The sequence below is a fragment of the Actinoplanes sp. NPDC024001 genome (assembly GCF_040638955.1).
GTDB lineage: Bacteria > Actinomycetota > Actinomycetes > Mycobacteriales > Micromonosporaceae > Actinoplanes.
Window position 1 is genome coordinate 1 of the sequence record NZ_JBEZZB010000367.1, and the last position, 1,650, is coordinate 1,650.

Consider the following 1,650-nt stretch of genomic DNA (forward strand, 5'->3'; position numbering starts at 1 on the left):
GTCGGCGCGGCGCGACTGCACCGCGACCACGATGCCGACCGCGAGGGTGCAGGCGGCCAGCAGGCCCGCGAGCAGGATCCCCTCGGCCGCCCACGGCCACAGCGGCACGACCGCCGGCACCGGTTCGGCGCCGGTGTCGGAGCGCACCAGCAGCGGCGCCACCAGGCGGGTGCCGGCCGCGCCGACCGCCGCGCCGGCCACCACCATCGGCAGCAGCACGACGGCGTGCTGGCCCAGCAGGGTGCGGCGCACCTCGCGCCGGGTCATCCCGAGCCCGCGCAGCCGGGCCACCTCCAGGGCGCGGGTCCGCAGGTCGCTGGTGACGTGCAGGACGATGCCGGCGAGCAGCAGCAGGGCCGCCGCCGGCACGAGCAGCCGCAGCACCGCCGGCAGCCCGGCCGGCACCGGCCCGGAGCTCAGCCGGGCGATCTCGCCGCCGCGGGTGGTGACCGGGCCCAGGTGCAGTCCGGCGGCCCGGCCGGCGGCGTCGGGGGATGCCGGCCGGCCGGTCCACCAGGCGTCCACCGGGAAGTCCAGGTCGCCGCGGACCACCAGGGCCCGGGACAGGGTGTCCAGGTCGGCGAGCAGGGCCACCGCGCCGGGCGCCGACGGGACCGCCGGCACCACGTCGGCGACCCGTACCGACAGGGCGGTCGTGCCGACCGTGACGTCGAACCGGTCGCCGGGGCGGCCGCCGATCTCGCCGGCGAAGCGGTCCGAGACGGCCACCGGCACCGGGCCGGGATCGGTGAACGCGGAGACGACCAGCTCGCGGGGCGCCTCGGGCGGGCCGCCGAGCTGCACGGTGGAGGTCATCCGCAGGCTGGTCCCGTCAACGGTGACGGCCGGGTCGGCGAGCTGCTCGGCGTACGGCTGGACCGACGTGGCCGTCCAGCCGCCGGCATCGGTGCCCGGCACGGTGAGGGTGACCGCGATCCGGCTCTCGTCGGTCCGTTCCGGGCTGATCGCGTCGCCGCCCACCGGCAGCGAGACCGCGACCAGCCGCAACCCGTCGGCGCTCGCGCAGCCGGGCAGCCGGTGTGCCCGCCCGTCGAGCGGCACCGGCGCGGCCGTGCAGGTGGTGCGCAGCCCGGTGGCGTCCTCCAGCAGCAGGCGCGGGGTGACCGCGAGCGGTTCCGCCGGGCTCGCGGTGCCGGCCAGGACGAACTCGGCGCCGGGCGCCACGGCGATGCCGCCGGCCGGTCGGGCGGGCGCCAGGCCGGCGCCCACCGCCGCCCAGGTACGCCCACCGTCCAGCCGCCCGCGGATCAGCTCGCCGGCCCGGGTGCTGTCGACGGCGACCAGCCGGGGCGCGTCCCCACCGGCACCGAGCCACTGCCCGACCGAGACACCGCGCCCGGCGGCCGGCCGTACCGTGCCGCCGGTGGCCGCGCTGACCAGCGCACCCTGACCGGCCGCCGGGGGAGCGGTGAGGGTGATCGCCAGATCGGTGCCGACCGACAGGTCGGCCTGATCGCGCTGCGAGCGTTCCCAGGTGGCGTCGAACGCCACCCCGAACGTGCCGGCCGAGCAGGCCAGCGTGATCAGCAAGGTCGCCGCGGTGGCCTGCGGGCGGCGGGCCGCCTCGGCGACCGCGAGGGGCAGCGACAACCCGGTGGCCCGGCGGGCCAGCCGGTCCGCGGCGGCCAG

1 protein-coding gene is annotated in these 1,650 nt (G+C 79.2%); it reads right to left on the reverse strand.

The genetic code is table 11. The features are described from left to right. Positions 1-1,650 (reverse strand): FtsX-like permease family protein (locus AB0F81_RS51210; protein WP_360211755.1); only part of this gene is annotated, 1,650 nt, incomplete at both ends.